The 16,900-nt window shown below is 64.4% G+C and carries 13 protein-coding genes and 1 pseudogene; 6 read left to right on the forward strand and 8 right to left on the reverse strand.

The features are described 5' to 3' along the window. Window positions 1-155: 155 nt before the first annotated feature. The 8 genes from NKI99_RS28735 to NKI99_RS28770 form a co-directional block, all read right to left on the reverse strand. On the reverse strand, window positions 156-1,103 hold the full coding sequence (locus NKI99_RS28735) for an ABC transporter permease (protein WP_023811208.1): 948 nt from the start codon (window positions 1,101-1,103) through the stop codon (window positions 156-158). Window positions 1,104-1,106: 3 nt separating this feature from the next. Further along, window positions 1,107-2,087 (reverse strand): ABC transporter permease, encoded by a 981-nt coding sequence (locus NKI99_RS28740; protein WP_023811209.1) that lies wholly within the window; start codon window positions 2,085-2,087, stop codon window positions 1,107-1,109. A gap of 1 nt (window position 2,088) precedes the next feature. Further along, window positions 2,089-3,558, reverse strand: coding sequence for a sugar ABC transporter ATP-binding protein (locus NKI99_RS28745; RefSeq protein ID WP_352612962.1), 1,470 nt, complete (start codon window positions 3,556-3,558; stop codon window positions 2,089-2,091). 49 nt (window positions 3,559-3,607) lie between these two features. Then, window positions 3,608-4,621, reverse strand: a complete 1,014-nt coding sequence (locus tag NKI99_RS28750; protein WP_023811211.1) for an ABC transporter substrate-binding protein — start codon at window positions 4,619-4,621, stop codon at window positions 3,608-3,610. 90 nt (window positions 4,622-4,711) lie between these two features. Beyond that, a complete protein-coding gene (locus tag NKI99_RS28755) occupies window positions 4,712-5,602 on the reverse strand; it encodes an SMP-30/gluconolactonase/LRE family protein (protein ID WP_352612964.1) in 891 nt (296 codons plus the stop codon). Window positions 5,603-5,808: 206 nt separating this feature from the next. Next, window positions 5,809-6,777 carry a YihY/virulence factor BrkB family protein gene (locus tag NKI99_RS28760; protein ID WP_352612965.1) on the reverse strand — a complete coding sequence of 323 codons (969 nt, stop codon included), beginning with the start codon at window positions 6,775-6,777 and terminating at the stop codon, window positions 5,809-5,811. 114 nt (window positions 6,778-6,891) lie between these two features. Further along, complete coding sequence (locus NKI99_RS28765; RefSeq protein ID WP_127318792.1) at window positions 6,892-7,614, reverse strand: response regulator transcription factor; 723 nt, start codon at window positions 7,612-7,614, stop codon at window positions 6,892-6,894. Then, window positions 7,614-8,894, reverse strand: a complete 1,281-nt coding sequence (locus tag NKI99_RS28770) for a sensor histidine kinase (RefSeq protein WP_352612966.1) — start codon at window positions 8,892-8,894, stop codon at window positions 7,614-7,616. Before NKI99_RS28770 ends, NKI99_RS28765 begins: the two co-directional genes overlap by 1 nt. A 401-nt stretch (window positions 8,895-9,295) precedes the next feature. Here NKI99_RS28770 and NKI99_RS28775 point away from each other — a divergent pair. From NKI99_RS28775 to NKI99_RS28800, 6 genes and pseudogenes are all read left to right on the forward strand, one after another. Further along, a pseudogene (locus NKI99_RS28775) lies at window positions 9,296-11,715 on the forward strand (glucan 1,4-alpha-glucosidase). A gap of 64 nt (window positions 11,716-11,779) precedes the next feature. Next, window positions 11,780-12,793, forward strand: coding sequence for a phosphogluconate dehydrogenase (NAD(+)-dependent, decarboxylating) (gene gnd / locus NKI99_RS28780; protein ID WP_352612968.1), 1,014 nt, complete (start codon window positions 11,780-11,782; stop codon window positions 12,791-12,793). A gap of 22 nt (window positions 12,794-12,815) precedes the next feature. Continuing rightward, window positions 12,816-14,192 (forward strand): glucose-6-phosphate dehydrogenase, encoded by a 1,377-nt coding sequence (gene zwf, locus NKI99_RS28785; RefSeq protein WP_352612970.1) that lies wholly within the window; start codon window positions 12,816-12,818, stop codon window positions 14,190-14,192. Window positions 14,193-14,204: 12 nt separating this feature from the next. Further along, the gene (locus tag NKI99_RS28790; protein ID WP_352612972.1) at window positions 14,205-14,924 is read left to right on the forward strand and encodes an ROK family protein; all 720 of its coding nucleotides are present in this window, start codon (window positions 14,205-14,207) and stop codon (window positions 14,922-14,924) included. Window positions 14,925-15,139: 215 nt separating this feature from the next. Continuing rightward, on the forward strand, window positions 15,140-15,601 hold the full coding sequence (locus NKI99_RS28795; RefSeq protein ID WP_023811220.1) for a Ros/MucR family transcriptional regulator: 462 nt from the start codon (window positions 15,140-15,142) through the stop codon (window positions 15,599-15,601). Window positions 15,602-15,781: 180 nt separating this feature from the next. Beyond that, window positions 15,782-16,882, forward strand: coding sequence for an aminotransferase class I/II-fold pyridoxal phosphate-dependent enzyme (locus NKI99_RS28800; RefSeq protein ID WP_352612974.1), 1,101 nt, complete (start codon window positions 15,782-15,784; stop codon window positions 16,880-16,882). Window positions 16,883-16,900 lie beyond the last annotated feature (18 nt).

Genomic DNA, 16,900 nt, shown 5'->3' on the forward strand with positions numbered 1-16,900 from the left:
GACCTCAACCTCTGCAGACGATAAGTGACAAAACTGTTCGCGATGTCCTCGCACACCTGTTCGCGATGTCTCCGGTCCAAACACCTCCTTGCGGGGGAGATGGCCGGCAGGCCAGAGGGGGGTGCTGTCCCGCCAGCGTCGGCGTCCTGCTCCCGCTACCGCGGCGCTTTCTGCCCGCCCGCCGCCGTGATCACCCCGACAATGATCAGCCCCGTGAGCAGCAATCGCACCCCGGCACTCACCCCAAACGTGTTGAGCATGGTCAAAAGCAGCACCAGGAACAGCGCCGCGCCCCACACGCCAGGCACATTGGCCTTGCCGCCGGCTACCGACGTGCCGCCGATGACGACGACGGCGATCGAGGCCAGCAGATATTCATTGCCGATGTCGACATTGGCGCCGCGGAAATAACCGGCGAGCAGCGCACCGTCGATGCCGCCGAGCGCGCCCGACAGCGTGTAGGTGAGGAAGCGGATGCGGCCGACATTGACGCCGGCGAGCCACGCCGCCCGAATGTTCTGGCCGATCGCCAGCACCGAGCGGCCATAGATCATACGCTGCAGGGCGACGGCCGCACCGATGGTGAACAGCACGGTGAGGATCGCCAGCACCGGAATGCCCAGCACCTGCCGGTTGGCGAAATCGGCGAAGCCCGGCGGCGGCTTGATCTGCAAGCCGCGTCCGTAGCTGATGTCGATCGACTGGATGATGAAGCTGGCCGACAAAGTGGCGATGATCGGCGGGATGCGCAGCGCCCAGATCAGCAGATAGTTGGCGGCGCCGATCGCCGCCCCGCAGGCAAGCGCCGCCAGCAGCCCGACCGCGATCATGGAATCGTTGCCGTCCATCACTTTCATCGCGACGGCGCTGGCAAGGCCGATATTGGCCGGCAGCGACAGGTCGACATTGCCCGGCCCCAGCGTGATGACGAACATCTGGCCGACGCCGACAATGACGGTGAACACCGCAAGCGACAGGGCCGCAGTGACCATGCCGCCGGCGCCATAACCGCCGGTGAAGGCGATCGTCGCCAGCCACACCAGAAGCGCGCCAATGAACGACCAGATCCAGGGTTTGGTGAGCAGCGATTTCACCGATGTCATCGCTCACCTCTCCTTGCGGCTGATCAGCACCCGCGCCGCCAGCACGATGATCAGGATGGCGCCGTTGGCGGCCACCTGCCAGTCGGGCGGGATGTGCATGAAGGTGAGCAATGGCGATGCGGCCAGCGCCAGCGTCAGCGCGCCGATCACAGCACCTATCGGCGATACCCGGCCGCCGACGAATTCGCCGCCGCCGAGGATGACGCCGGCGATCGCCAGCAGCGTGTAGCCATTGCCGATATTGGCATCGGCCGAGGTGGTGATGCCGATCAGCGCCATGCCGGACAGCACGCCGAACAGACCCGCGAGCGCAAACAGCACGATCTTGGTCTTGAGCAGCGACCAGCCGGCGCGCCCGAGTGCCGCCGGATTGCCGCCGGACCCGCGCAGGATCACGCCGTAGGAGGTGCGCATCAGGCCAAAATGAACGATGAGGCCGATCAGCAGCGCGGCGATGATCGGGAACGGCACGAAAGGCGGCTTGAACGCCATCAGCCCGAGCAGCCAGTCCGGCGCCTTGCCGCCGGGTTTGGGCAAAACGAGAATGGCGAGGCCCTGCCAGACGAAGCTCATGCCGAGCGTCACCACGATGGAAGGCAAATTGCGCAGATGGATCAGCGCGCCGAGCAGCGCATAGACACCGATCGATCCGAGCAGGATGGCGGCACCGATGAGCGGCGCGTCCTTCAGCCAGGTCGCCGTGACGCAGCCGACGAAGCCGACGAAGGTGCCGATCGACAGGTCGAGCTCGTTGCCGGCAATGACGAACATCTGCGCGATCGTCGCCAGGGCGATCGGGATTGCCAGGTTCAGCATCAGGCTGAAGCCGAAATAGCTGATGGCGCGCGGGTTGAGCCAGGCGATGGCGAGCAGCACCAGCGCCAGCGACAGCGCGGGCAGCAGCCCGCGCAGCAGGCGCGCGCGGGCAAGCGCGCCACGTTCGGCGGATGTCCTGGCGGCGGTGTCGAGGCTGGCGGCCGTCATCTCAGGCCGCATCGCCGAAGGAGGACTGGATGATCTTCTCTTCGGTCAACTCGTCGCGGCGCAGATTGGCGACGATGCGGCCGTTCTTGAAGACATAGATGTGGTCGCAATTGTCGAGCTCTTCGGTTTCCGTGGTGTACCAGAGGAAGGTGCGGCCTCGGGCGGCCTCTTCGCGCACGAGGTCGTAGACCTCCAGCTTGGTGCCGATGTCGACGCCGCGCATCGGGTCGTCCATCAGCACGATCTGCGCGTCCGAGCCGAGCGCACGCGCAAACAGCGCCTTCTGCTGGTTGCCGCCCGACAGTGAAAAGATGTTGTTGTTCATATCCGGCGTGCGGATGCCGATCTTCTTTTGCCAGAATGCAGCAAGCTCCGCCTCGCGCTGCGGCGAGATCAACAGCCCGCTGCGCAGCCGCGCCAGCGAGCGGATGCCGATATTCTCAGCAATCGACCATTGCGGGAAAATGCCGTCCGACTGACGGTCGCCGGCGACCAGCGCCACAGGTGCCGTCACCTCGATGCCGGTTCGGGCCCGCGACGCCGCAGCGAAGATCGCCAGCAGCAGGTCAGTCTGGCCGTGGCCAGCCAGCCCGGCAAGGCCGATGATCTCCCCGGCACAGGCGACAAGGTCGGTGCCGTCCTTCTGCGCAGCGGGCCGCGCCCGAACCCGCAGCGGACTGGCGGCGGGCTTGGCAGCCGCGATTTGCGCCGCAATCTTCTGGCGCGCTTCCGCGCCGCCCATCGCCGTCACCAGCCGGTCGCGGTCGAAGGCGCTGGCGGCGTCGGCGACAACCACCTTGCCGTCGCGCATCACCACGATGCGGTCGGCGTTGCGCAGCACCTCGCCCAGCACATGCGAGATCAGGATGCAGCTTTTGCCGCCGGCAACGAAGCGGCGCACGAAGGCCAGCAATTGGCCCGCCGTATGCGCGTCGAGCGACGAGGTCGGCTCATCGAGGATGACGAGGTCGAGCCGGTCCTGAGTGGCGGTGAAGGCGCGCGCCACCTCGACCATCTGGCGCCGGCCGATCGACAGGTCGCCGACGATGTCCGACGCCGAAATGCTGTGACCCGGAAAGATCTCGTCGAGCTTGGCGGCGATCAGCTCGGCGGCCTTGCGCCGCCAGCCAAACCCGCGCAGCGAAGCATGGTTGATGCGCGTGTTCTCGGCGACACTGAGATTGGGGCACAGCGACAATTCCTGGAAAACGCAGCGTATGCCGAGTTGCTGCGCCCGTGCCACCGAGTAGTTGTCCTCGGTGTCGCCATGCACGCCGATCTGCCCGCTGTCGGGCACCAGCGTGCCCGCCACCATGTGCATCAGCGTCGATTTGCCGGCGCCATTATGGCCGACGAGACCGACGCACTCGCCGGGGCCGACGTGAAAATCGACGCCGCCCAGTGCGCGAACGGCGCCGAAATGCTTTTCGGCGCCGTTCAGTCTGATGATGTCAGCGTTCCCTTCAGGCATGCTCAACGATATCCGCTCGGCGATACGGACGGCAACGCTGCCGTGACATTCACTTGATGTTGGCTTTGATGGCCGCGATCGCGTCTTCCTGCGTGTATTCGTGGCTGGCGACGCCGCCCTTGGGGATCTTCGGCAGCTCGGCCTCGAAATCGTCCTGTGTGAAGGCCAGGTACGGCACCAGCAGATCGTGCGGAATGTCGGTGCGGCCGTCGAGCACCTGCTGCGCCACCCAGAAGGCCAGGGACGACACGCCGGGCGCGATCGAGGCCGACCAGGTCTGGTAGCCGTCCTTGTCCTTCTGTTCCTTCCACCACTGCAGCTCGTCCTGGCGGTTGCCCATGATGATGGTCGGACGCGGCTTGCCGGCGGCGGCGAAGGCCTGGGCCGCACCGTAACCGTCACCGCCCTGGTCGACGACGCCGACGATGTCGGGCAGCGACGGCAGGATGGTCGCCACCGCCTTTTGCGCCGTCGTCTGGTCCCAGTCGCCGGTCACCGAACCCACGATCTTGAACTCGGGATGGGCGGCGACGCCTTCGAGGATGCCGGCATGGATGGCATCGTCGATCGAGGTCCCGGCAAGCCCACGGATTTCCAGAAGATTGCCGCCCTTGGGCTGGAACTTGGCCATCTGCTCGATTTCCTGCTTGCCCATGTCCTTGAAGTCGACGACGACGCGGTAGGCGCAAGGTTCGGTCACGGTGCCGTCGAAGGAGACGACGACGATGCCGGCATCGCAAGCCTGTTTGATGGCGCCGTTGAGCGCATCCGGCGAGGCGGCGTTGATGACGATCGCGTCATAGCCCTGCAGGATCAGGTTCTGCACCTGTGCTGCCTGCGTCGGCACCTCCTTGTCGGCGGTGGTGAAGATGTCGGCCGCGCCGACGATCTTGTCGGCGACCGCCTTCTTGGTGACGATGCCATAGCTGTCGAGCATCGCCTGCCGCCAGGAATTGCCGGCATAATTGTTGGAAAAAGCGATTTTCTTGCCACTGGTGTCGGCCAGCGCCGTGCCCGAGGCGAGCATTGCCGCCAGAGCGCCCAGAACGAACAGTTTCTTCATGTCGTTATCCTCCCAGATGTGTTGACTGCTGCATTCCCACCGGCTTTGACCCCGGCCTCAACTCTGATTTGAGCACGGATTGTCGCGAGCTCAAAACAGTCTCAATCCCGGCACGCGCACCCTGAGCCGGTACAGCGACGTCGACGCGGTAATGTAGAGGCTTTGCAAATCGTCGTCACCGAAAGTGAAATTCGCGCAATCTTCAGGCGCCCGGATGACGCCAAGAATGGCGCCCGACGCGTCGAAAATGTGGATGCCGCCCGGGCCGGTGCAGTAGAGATTGCCGCGGCTGTCGATCTTCATGCCGTCGGGCGCTCCCGGCCCCTCGCCCTCGGTTACTGCCCACACCGCGCCGCCATTGAGGTCGCCATTGGCTTCCACACCGAACACCCTGATGTGCCCGCGTTCGGTGTCGTTGATGAACAGCCGCGACTCGTCGAGCGAAAAGCAAAGCCCGTTCGGCTGCCCGAAATCGTCGGCCAGCAATGTCAGCCGGGCGCCGTCGCCATCGATGCGGTAGACGCCCTGGAACGGCAGCTCCTGAGAGCGCGGCACGCCATAGAACTCCCTCCGGCCATAACCCGGATCGGTGAAATAGATCGATCCGCCGGTGGCAACGACGATGTCGTTCGGGCTGTTGAGCTGCTTGCCCTGGTGATGCGTGGCAAGCACGGTCACGCTGCCGTTGGGCTCGGAGCGGATCACGCGGCTCGTCGCATGCTCGCAGGTGACCAGCCGCCCCTGGCGGTCCAGCGTGTTGCCATTGGCCTTGTGGCTCGGCGCGCGGAACAGCTCGATCTCGCCTTCGGCACTGCGGCGATACATCCGGCTTTCCGGAATGTCGGAGAAGACCAGCCATTTCTCGTAGGGGTGCCAGACCGGCCCTTCGAGGAAGCCGAAGCCGCTCGCCAGCGTCTCAATGGTCGCATCGCCGACGACGTCGTCGAAACCGGAATGGCGCGCACGCGCCGACACCGACATCATCGGCTCCCGGCGCGAACAGCCGTGCTACTCCGCATGGTGACGAATGGCATGAGCGCTTCCCGATACAGTCTTCTTGTTGGAGTAGAGCGTAGGCGCGGTACCGACGAGCCGATACGGGTCAAAGCGCACGGCAGACTGTGCGTTTGCACAGTCGCGCAATGGCCAATCGGGGCAGAATGATAGCAGCTACAACGGGTTTTGGACTACGGCCGGCGGACGCTCCACAAAAGCGCGGTAAGGGTTGCGCTCGCGCAAGCCACCGCCACAAGCACGACCACGCCAGCCGAGTTGGACTCCTGTTGTGTTCGAGCTGGGTCATGCTGCGCGGATAAGGGGCTGTGAACCAACGTGTTCAGATCGGACCGGCTGCCGTGCCGAACGGAATAGGCCCGCGTGAACTCGGCACCCAGAAGGAAAATTTCCGACGAGTAGTAAACCCAGAGCAGTATGACGAGCAGTCCGCCGGCGGCGCCATACGAAGACGCAATCGCGCTGGTGCCGATATACCAGCCGATAAGCGATTTCCCCAGTGTGAACAGGGCCGCGGTCCCGACAGCGCCAATTGCCACATCGCGCCATTCCAGGGTTCGATCGGGTAAAACCTTGTAAATGGCGGCAAACATCACGGAGATAAGCGCAAACGAAACGACGCCATTGATCCCGCTGAGTATGATCGTTCCGAACGGCAGATGGGCATTGATGAAAGCGCCCAGTGCCGAAATCGCGGCGCTTGCGATGAGAGAGACCAGCAACAGGAACCCGAGCGCGGCCACCAACCCCAGACTGGCGGCCCGTGCCCGCACCAGACGCGACAGGGAATTGCCTTGCGGTTCGATCTTCCAGATTGTGTTCAACGACTGCTGCATTTCGCCGAAGACACCAGACGCGGCCACCAGCAAGGTGACCAGCCCTATGATCGCGGCCCAGGTGCCGTATAGGCTGCCGGATGCACTTTCCAAGGCAGTCTTGAGGAGATCGGCGCTTTCCGGTCCCATCAGCCCTGATATCTGCGCGGACAAGGCCAATTGTGCGGCATCGTGACCGAAGACGAGACCAGCGATCGCAACCACGATCAGCAAGATCGGCGCCAGCGAGGTGGTGGCATAGAAAGCCATCGCCGCACCATGACTAAGCGCATTATCGTTGATGAAGCCGACTATGCTTTCACGCACCAGGTGCCATGAATCTGTGATTGAGGGTCGCACTTCGGGTCCGCAGGCATCGAGTTGGCGTTCACTAGCAATGCGCCGGACCTTCGGAAGTTCCGGGGCGTGGCCGCCGCTGTTTCAGTGCTCCGCCAGCCAGGCATCGAGCCGGTCCTGTTCGCGGCGCAGTGCGTCGATGTTGATCAGGCCACGCGCCATGGCGAGATAGATCGCCCGCGTCCGCGAGTTGAACACGGAAGCATCGCCGGCGCCGTCCTCCGCCGGCACGATGCCGAGCTTGTCGTAGCAGTGCTTGATGCGGCTCTGCGCACCACGGATCGACAGGCCGCGCCGCGCCGCGATCGCCCGGTCGGTCAGGCCGAGCGCGATGTCGATAAGGCTCTCATATTCGCCGTCGGTGATGCCCTCGAACTTGTCCTGCACGCGGTGCTGGATGCCGCGGATCTCGCGGTCGATGATGCAGTGGCCTTCGCGGAAAACCCCGCGCAGGGCGGACCGCATGCCCTCCTCCGTCGCCGATTTGAGCACATAGCCGTAGACCGAGCCGGGCGGCACGATGCGCGCCACGCCGCGCACATAGGCTTCGTCGGCGAAATTCGACCAGAACAGGATGTGCGTGCCGGCGCGGCGGTTCCAGATCGCCTTGGCAACTTCGATTCCCGTCGCCTTCGGCATCTGCAAATCGAGCACGACATGCAGTGGCTCGCGTTCGGCCGCCAGGTTGATGGCGTCCTCGCCGTCACTCGCTTCGATGACCTCGACGTCGCCGGGCCACAACTGCTCCACCGTTCGCCGCGCGAAGCTACGGTGCAGCCCGTCATTCTCGGCTATCATCACAAGCATCACATGGCCTCCGATACGGCGAGCTCGCCAGGAACCGCTGCAGCCGCCGCCAGGTCTCGCGACGGCTGGCGGTCGATCTCGACGACGACACGGGTGCCGCCGTTCTTGCGGCCGGCCTGGCCGATACGCAGCCGCGCCCCGATAAGGGCTGCCCGCGTGTGCATATGGCCGATGCCGCCATACGCGGCCGGATCAACAGCGCCGCAGCCCTGGCCGTCATCCGTCACGATCACCCGCAGCACGCTCGCGGTCGACGCCAGCAGCACGTCGATGCGGTGCGGCGCGGCATGGCGCACGGCATTGTTGATCGCTTCCTGCACGATCCGGTAGAGCGCGGTCCGCACTGGCTCGGACAGGCTGTCGGCGCCACCGTCGCTGGTGTCGGCGATGCGCACGGCGATCGGCGGCTTGGCCCTGGCGACGCTGCGGTTGAGATGCGCCTCGACCGCGTCGCGCAGGCCGAACAGTTCGAGCACACTCGGCCGCATGTCGTCGACGATGTGGCGCAGTTCCGTCAGGCAGCCGGCGACCTCCTTTTCGAGATCGGCAAGCTGTGCCGCCCGCGCCACGCCCTGGCCGCGAAGCGCCGAAAGCTGGCGCGCGATGCGGGCGAGATCGGCAAGCGTCTGGTCATGCAGGTCCATGGCCATGCGCCGGCGTTCGCGCTCCATGCCTTCGGTCAATTGCGAGGCGCCGACGCGCAGCAGCTCGACGCGGTTGCGCGCCTCGCTCTCGGCCAGCATGGCGCGGCGCGCCTCCTCAGTCTGGATCAGCGCGAAGATGTAGGGCGCGATCAGGTCGGCGCATTGCTGGGCGACCGCGACATCGGCAAGCGTGTAGCAGTCGACCTCGTGCCGGCTGATGTTGAGCGCGCCGATGATGCCGCCCCGCGCCCTGAGCGGCACGACGATGCGGCTGCGCAGCCTGGCGGCGAAGATCGGGCCGTCGATAGCGGTGGCGAAATGGAACCGCTCGTCGCTCAACGCGTCGTCGGCGAGCAGATAGGGGACTTCGCCCCACAGCACCGAGCGGATCGGGCTGACTTCGGTCGGCAGCGGATGCTGGGCAAGCTCGCTCCAGCTGGTGTGGAAGCCGGCTTCGTAACAGGCGTGCCGGCGCCCGTCATGCGACAGCACCGCCAGATCCATGTGGTCGTGCGGAATGAGCGAGCCGATCTCGATGGCGGTCGCGCGGAACGCCGTGCCGGGATCGATATGGCCGGCAAGCGCCCGCGATATCGCCAGCAGCCGGTCGATCAGGACCAGGGACACTTCCGCCATTGTTTTCACGATCCTCCCGTGCCGCGAAATAGTGGACGCATGCCGCCGCCGCTGTCAACGACGGCGCCGTTGGCCATAGGGCCCCGCACTCAGCTTGACAAAAGAGCTGACGACAGCTCGGCGGTGTCGGCAGCCTTGTGGCGGTATAGGAATTTTTTCTTGACTGCGTGCCCTCAGCTATGGTACATTTTTGTCCATGGTGCTGATTTGCGCCAGTGACCCGCCGCACAGGCGGGTTTTTCGTTTGATGCTTCGTCAGCTACGCGCGGGCGAAGGCTCCGAAGAAACCCGTCAGCCCGAGTTCGTTGCCCTGCCGTTGGCCCGCCCGATCAACTTGCGGTGCAATGATTGTAAAGGGTTCGCGTCCTGGTCTAGGGAGGAGGCCAGGAGACCGAAACAGAATGCCAGTGACGCAAAACGTTGCTCCGGGCGCCCCGGGAATCCCGGCGCGCTGGACATCAAGCGCCAAGAGTGGCGTCGGAACGTCGCTTTCGCCGGCCGGCCGGATCTGGTTCACGATCAGCCACGGCATCCTCAACGAAGTCTACTATCCGCGCGTCGACAGCGCCTGCACCCGCGACCTCGGCTTGATCGTCACCGGCCCCGGCGGCTATTTTTCGGAAGAGAAACGCGATGCCGTGCATACGATCGAACCGTTCGAGGACGGCGTGCCCGCCTACCGGCTGGTCAACACGGCGAATGACGGCGCCTGGCGGATCGAAAAGCGCATCCTCGCCGACCCGGAGCGCCCGGCGCTGCTGCAGGAAATCACCTTCACGGCGCTGAAAGGGATGCCCGGTGACTACCGCGTCTACGCGCTTCTGGCGCCGCATCTGGTCAATGCCGGCATGGGCAACACCGCCTGGGTCGGCGAGCACGAAGGAAAGCCCGTGCTGTTCGCCTCGGGGCGCGGCTCTTGCCTGGCGCTGGCCTCGTCGCTGCCCTGGAAGACCGGTTCGGCCGGCTATGTCGGCTTTTCCGACGGCTGGCAGCAACTCCACAACATCGGAGAACTCGATCCGGCTTGCCAGCGGGCCGAGGACGGCAATGTCGCGCTGACGGGCGAGATCGGCTTTTCCGCCACAGAGACCAAGGCCTTGCTGGCGCTTGGGTTTGGCGCGACATCAGACGAGGCCGCGGAACATGCTTTCGCCAGCCTGAAGCAGGGTTTTGAACCCGCGGCGAAATCCTACCTCCAGAACTGGCGCCAATGGCAGACTGGCCTGCTGCCGCTAGATCGACACACGGCATCATCGGGTATCAACAGCTATCGCACCAGCACCGCGGTACTGGCGATGCACCGGTCGATCGCGACACCGGGCGCCGCGGTCGCCAGCCTGTCGATCCCGTGGGGCTTCAACAAGGGTGACGACGACCTCGGCGGCTACCATCTGGTCTGGCCACGCGATCTGGTCGAGACGGCGGGCGGCTTTCTTGCTGCCGGCGATGCTGCCTCGGCCCTGCAAATCCTCGATTACCTCAGCTCCATCCAGCAGCCGGACGGCCATTGGCCGCAGAACGCCTGGCTCGACGGATCGGCCTATTGGCCCGGCATCCAGATGGACGAATGCGCCTTTCCGCTGCTGCTGGCCGATGCTTTGCGCCGCGCCGGCCATTTGCCGCGCGCCAGGCTCATGACCTTCCTGCCAATGATCGAGCGCGCCGCCGGCTATGTCGTGCGCAACGGACCCGTCACCGGCGAGGACCGCTGGGAAGAGGATGCCGGCTACAGCCCGTTCACGCTCGCCGTCGAAATCGCCGCACTGCTTGCCGCGGCAGACCTGCTCGACGCCTGCGGCAAGACAGACGCCGCGACCTATCTGCGCGAGACATCAGACGTCTGGAACGACCAGGTCGAGCGCTGGACCTACGTCACCGGCACGGCGATCTGCAGTCAAGTCGGCGTCGAAGGCTACTATGTCCGCATAGCACCACCCGACAGTGCCGAGGCCGGTTCGCCGAAGGACGGCTATGTCCCGATCAAGAACCGGCCGCCCGGCGACACGGATCGGCCCGCCAAGGAGATCGTCAGCCCGGATGCACTGGCACTTGTCCGTTTCGGTCTGCGGCGGCCGACGATCCGCGCATGACAGACACGGTTAAGGTCATCGACGCGCAATTGCGCTGCGATCTGCCGCAAGGGCCGCTCTGGTACCGCTACAACGGCGATGGCTATGGCGAGCACGAAGACGGCGCACCCTTCGATGGCACCGGCCAGGGTCGCCCCTGGCCGCTGCTGGCCGGCGAACGCGCCCACTATGAGCTGGCGGCTGGACACGAGGAAAAGGCAGCCAGCCTGCTGGCAGCGCTGGAAGGCTCGGCCGGACCGGGCGGCCTGTTGCCGGAGCAGGTCTGGGACGGCGCCGATCTGCCGGAACGCGAACTGCTGCATGGCCGCCCCTCGGGCAGCGCCATGCCGCTGGTCTGGGCGCATTCGGAGCATATCAAGCTGCTGCGCTCGCTGCGCGACGGCGCGGTCTTCGACATGCCGCCGCAAGGCGTCAAGCGCTATATCGAGGACAAGACCGTATCCCCGTTCAGAACCTGGCGGTTCAACAACAAGATCCGCACGGTCCCAGCCGGCAAGACGTTGCGCGTCGAAGTGTTGGACCCGGCTACAGTCCACTGGAGCACCGACAACTGGGCGACCGCCCATGACAGCCAGACGGTAGAGAACGCCTTCGGCATCCATCTTGCCGATCTGCCCGCGGCAAGCCTCCCCGAGGGAAGCACGCTGACCTTCACTTTTCTCTGGCCCGGGACCGGCGATTGGGAGAATGTCGACTTCTCCGTCATATCGGGCGACCAAGATGGCCAGTAGATCATAGCCAGTAGACCTTCCCCCGATAAACCCCGCAAATCTCCAAGCAAACAGGGACGAAACCATGCAGATCGGAATGATGGGACTGGGCCGGATGGGCGCCAACATGGTCCGCCGCCTGATGCGCGACGGCCACGAATGCGTCGTCTACGACATCAACCCGGCCAGCGTCGCGGCTCTGGTGACCGACGGCGCGCTGGGGGCGGCTTCAATGGAAGAATTCGTCGGCAAGCTCGCCAAGCCGCGCTGCGTGTGGCTGATGCTGCCGGCAGCCATCACCGGCAGGATCATCGACCAGGTGGCGGCCCTGATGGAGCCCGGCGACATCGTTATCGACGGCGGCAATTCCTACTATCACGACGCCGTCGACCAGGCCGCGAAACTGGCCGGCAAGGGTATCCATCTTGTCGATGTCGGCACCAGCGGCGGGGTCTGGGGCCTGGAGCGCGGCTATTGCCTGATGATCGGCGGTCCCGATGTGGCGGTGCAATACCTCGATTCGGTCTTCGCCACGCTGGCGCCGGGCGCCGATGCCGGCTCCAATCCGCCTGCGGATGCCGGCACCGCGCCCTTCGGCTATCTGCATTGCGGACCGAGCGGCGCCGGCCACTTCGTCAAGATGGTGCACAACGGCATCGAATATGGCGTCATGGCCGCCTATGCCGAAGGCATGAACATCCTGAAGTCGGCCAATGCCGGCAAGCGGCAACGGACGGCGGACGCCGAGACCAGTCCGCTGGAAAACCCGCAATACTACCAGTTCGACATCGACCTTCCCCAGGTGGCCGAGGTCTGGCGGCATGGCAGCGTTATCGGCTCCTGGCTGCTCGACCTGACGGCCGGCGCGTTGAAAAGCGATCCGGGCCTGGTGAATTTCGGCGGCCGCGTTTCGGATTCCGGCGAAGGTCGCTGGACGCTGAAGGCGGCTATCGACACCGGCGTGCCGGCTCCGGTGCTGTCCTCGGCGCTGTTCGACCGCTTCTCCTCGCAGGGCGAATCCGAATTCGCCGACAAGCTGCTCTCCGCCATGCGCTATGCCTTTGGCGGCCATGTCGAGAAGCCGAAGGCCGGCAAGTGACGACACGGGGAAAGACACGCGCATGAGCCAGGAACGGTCCGACACGCTGGTGCTCTTCGGGGCCACCGGCGACCTCGCCTACAAGAAGATATTTCCAGCCCTTTACCAGATGGTCGCCAAGGGCACGCTCACCGAGCCGATGATCGGCGTCGCCTTCGACGCCTGGGATCTCAAGCAGTTGCAGGCGCGCGCCCGCGACGGCATCGTCAATGCGCTCGGCAAGATCGACGAGAAAGCGTTCGCCAAATTCGCCTCGTTGCTGCGCTACGTCAGCGGCGACTACCGCGATGGAGCGACGTTCGAGAAACTGAAGAGCGCGCTCGGCACCGCACAGCGGCCGCTGCACTACATGGCGGTGCCGCCGACCATGTTCGAGACCGTCGTCCAGGGGCTGGAGCAATCAGGCACCGCGCATGGCGCACGGCTGATGGTGGAAAAGCCCTTCGGTCACGATCTGCAATCGGCGCGCTGGCTGAACCGCGTCCTGCATCTGGTGTTCGACGAACAGTCGATCTTCCGTATCGACCATTATCTGGGCAAGGAAGCGATCCAGAACCTGCTCTATTTCCGCTTCGCCAATTCCTTCCTCGAGCCGATCTGGAACCGCAACTACGTCGAAAGCGTGCAGATCACCATGGCCGAGGATTTCGGCGTCGAGGGACGTGGCCGTTTCTATGACGATGTCGGCTGCATCAGGGACGTCATCGAGAACCATCTGCTCAACATCCTGTTGCTGCTTGCCATGGAGCCGCCTGTCGGCCGTTCCGCCGATGACCTGATCGACGAGAAGGTGCAGGTGCTGCGCGCCATCCGCACGTTGACCAAAGACGATGTCGTGCGTGGCCAGTTCACCGGCTATCTCGCCGAACCCGGCGTAGCGCCGAACTCGCCGGTCGAGACCTTCGCGGCGGTGCGTTTCTTCGTCGACACCTGGCGCTGGCAGGACGTGCCGTTTTTCATCCGCGCCGGCAAGAACATGCCGGTGCACGTCACCGAAGTGGTGGTGCGGCTGAAGCGGCCGCCGCTCGATGTCTTCGATCCGATCAAGCCCGCCGACCAGAACTACGTCCGCTTCCGCATCGACCCGCAGGTGGTGATCGCCATCGGAGCACAGCGCAAGGCGCCGGGCGACGACATGATCGGCGAGCAGGTGGAATTGACGGCGCTCGACGACAGCAAAAGCGACATGCCGCCCTACGAGCGGCTGATCGGTGATGCCATGAACGGCAACGGCCAGCTGTTCACCCGCCAGGACGCCAGCGAACTGGCCTGGCGCATCGTCGGCCCGGTGCTTGGCGACACCACGCCGCCGCACCTCTACGAGCCGCTCACATGGGGACCCGCGGACGTCATGGCCGGGTTCGGACCGCCCAATGGCTGGATCGATCCGGTGAAGTGAGAGGATCACACGATGGCCAAGAAAGTGAAGCAACCAGCATCGGGCACCGAGAAGCCGGACACTGAAAAAATCGTGCTCACGATCGACATCGGCGGCTCGCACGTCAAGATCCTCACCAGCGCCGGGGGCGAGGAGCGCCGCGCCGATTCGGGGCCGGGCCTGACGCCGCGGCAGATGATCGATACGGTCAACAAGCTCGCCGAAGGCCTGTCCTACGACGTCGTCTCGATGGGCTATCCCGGCCCGGTCAATCACAACAGGCCGCTCGCCGACCCCGCCAATCTCGGCACGGGCTGGGCTGGATTCGACTTTGCGGGCGCGTTCGGCAAACCGGTGAAAGTGGTCAATGACGCGCTGATGCAGGCCATCGGCAGCTACGAGGGCGGGCGTATGCTGTTCCTCGGGCTCGGCACCGGTCTCGGTGCGGCGATGATTGCCGACAACGTCGCCCAACCGATGGAACTCGCGCATTTGCCCTACAAGAAGGGCAGGAGTTTCGAGGATTATGTCGGCGAACGCGGCCTGGAAAAGCGCGGCAAGAAGAAATGGCGCAAATACGTCTTCGACGTCGTCGACCGGCTCCGTGCCGCCATGCAGCCGGACTATGTCGTGATTGGCGGCGGCAACGTCGACAAGCTCGATGAATTGCCCGCCGACTCCAGGCGCGGCGACAACACACGCGCCTTTGAAGGCGGGTTTCGTTTGTGGCGCGACAAGGCGCTGATAGTCTGATACTGTTATTGTTTAATATAGTTGTTCAAAATAACGTGTGATATGCCATCAAGTCGTTGCAATACGCAGATTTGCCGACTAGGAATTCCGCGCTACACCAACGCCATTCGTCCCGTGGACGCACGAAGGACGCCATAGCATTTTGATTTCGCGCATGATCCTTTCCGGAAGTCGAATCCGATTTTCAGGTCATTCGCTGTAGACGGAGAAATAGAGTGACCGACGATAGCAACAGTGCCCGTAAAGACATCGATCTGCTCGAGCTGACCGCTCACATCGTGTCCGCTTACGTCGAGAAGAACCGCTTGCCCGCCTCCGGCCTGGCCGACCTCATCGCCAGCGTCAGCGCCTCGATAAACGGGCTCGGCAAGCCTGCGGTCCCGGTGGCTGCCCCCTTGGTCCCGGCGGTCAACCCCAAGAAGTCGGTGACGCCCGATTTTATCATCTGCCTCGAAGACGGCAAGAAGTTCAAATCGCTGAAGCGTCACCTGGGCGTGCATTTCGGCCTGACGCCGGACGCCTATCGCGCCAAATGGGGCTTGCCGTCGGACTATCCGATGGTCGCTCCCAACTATGCGGCCTCGCGTTCGCTGCTGGCGAAATCGATCGGCCTCGGCCGCAAGGCGGCCCCCGTGAAGGCACCCGCCAAGGGCAGGAAGGCCAAGGCCTCGGCCTGAGGCATGTCGCCCAAAAGTGCGCAGCGGTTTTGGGACGACGACCTGCCTAAAGCAGAGATCTAGTTCAGTCCTGAGCCAACAGTTAGGACGACTGGAACAGAAGCCTGCCGGCGAATCCGCCTTGGCAGGCTTGATGTTTTTATGGCTTGGATGGACGGACGGGGCCTTGGGGAGCGAGCCATGAACTACACCAGGATGGTGATCGAGAAAGAAGCGCCGGAAGAATACGGCTACGACCGTATCCGCTACAATCTTTCGGAAAGTTCGATCGCCGACCACAAGCTCTCCGACATCGGCCTGTCGCTGCCTGATCTCACGCTTTTCTATGGCGAGCATCGCGGCGACAAGCAGTTGCGTGCCCTGATCTCGGCGCAGGATGCCGGCATTTCACCGGATGATGTCCTGGTCACCGCCGGTGCCGCGGGCGCGCTGTTCATCATCTCGACCTCGCTTTTGTCGGCCAATGACCATCTCGTCGTCATCAGGCCCAACTACGCCACCAACATCGAAACCCCAAGGGCGATCGGCTGCGCGATCGGCTTTGTCGACCTGGCCTTCGAGGAAGGCTTTGCCATCGATGTCGAACGCGTCAAGGCGGCGATGCGGCCGGACACGAAGCTGATCAGCGTCACCTGCCCGCACAACCCGACCGGCACGATGATGAGCCGAACCGAACTCGATGCCCTGGTGGCGCTTGCCGAAAGCAGCAACTGCCATCTGCTGGTCGACGAGACCTATCGCGACCTCTCCTACGGCCGGCGGCTGCCGACCGCTGCCTCGCTGAGCCCGAAGGCGATCAGCGTCTCGTCATTGTCCAAGGCCTTCGGCATTCCCGGCATCCGCATCGGCTGGCTGATCACCCGGGACGCGGCGCTCCAGGAAAAATTCCTCGCCGCCAAGGAGCAGATCGGCATTTGCGGCAGCGTTATCGATGAAGGCATTGCACGGGGCATGCTCGAGCGCCGGGACGCTTTCCTGGCGACGCTGCTGCCCGAAATGGCCAAGCGCCGCGACATCGTCCAGGCCTGGATCGATCGCGAACCGCTGGTCGACTGGGTGCGGCCCGAAGGCGGTGTCGTAGGCTTCCCGCGCCTCAATGTCGAACCTGGCTTCGACCTCGACCGGTTCTATGTGAATCTGCTGGAAAACCATGGCACCTATGTCGGGCCCGGCCACTGGTTCGAGATGGAGAAGCGCTTCTTCCGCGTCGGCTTTGGCTGGCCGACGGAAGCCGAATTGCGCGGCGGCCTTGATGCCATCTCCGCCGCGCTGCGGCAGTAACTTACGCGTGCCGGTGAC

It is taken from the genome of Mesorhizobium sp. M0239 (genome assembly GCF_040321815.1).
Classification (GTDB): domain Bacteria; phylum Pseudomonadota; class Alphaproteobacteria; order Rhizobiales; family Rhizobiaceae; genus Mesorhizobium.